This is a genomic window from Paenibacillus sp. 2KB_22 (genome assembly GCF_052115745.1).
In the GTDB taxonomy this organism is placed as follows: Bacteria; Bacillota; Bacilli; order Paenibacillales; family Paenibacillaceae; genus Paenibacillus.
Map to the genome: position 1 here is coordinate 1 of NZ_JBFRHG010000045.1, position 376 is coordinate 376.

The window sequence follows — 376 nt, forward strand, 5'->3', positions numbered from 1 at the left end:
ATCCTGGCCTGCGCCAAGCATTTCGGGGCCTATGGCGCGGCCGCCGGCGGCCGCGACTACGACAGCGCCGAGCTGTCGGACCGCACGCTGAACGAGGTCTACCTGCCGCCTTTTCATGSGGCGGCCAAGGCCGGCGCGGGCACGATGATGACCGCCTTCAACGACCTGAACGGCGCGCCCACCACCGCCAACGCCGCCCTGGTGCGCGGCGTGCTCAAGACCCAATGGGCGTGGCCGGGCCTGGTGGTCAGCGACTGGAACGCCATCCTCGAACTGATCAATCACGGCATCGCCGAGACCCCGGTCCAGGCCGCCGCCCTGGCGCTGAAGGCCGGGATCGACATGGACATGGCCAGCGGCGTCTACGCCGCCCACC

1 protein-coding gene is annotated in these 376 nt (G+C 70.4%); it reads left to right on the forward strand.

The genetic code is table 11. The annotated features are described in order from the left end of the window. The coding region (locus tag AB4111_RS31250; RefSeq protein ID WP_442035155.1) for a glycoside hydrolase family 3 N-terminal domain-containing protein at positions 1 to 376 on the forward strand (376 nt) is incomplete at both ends.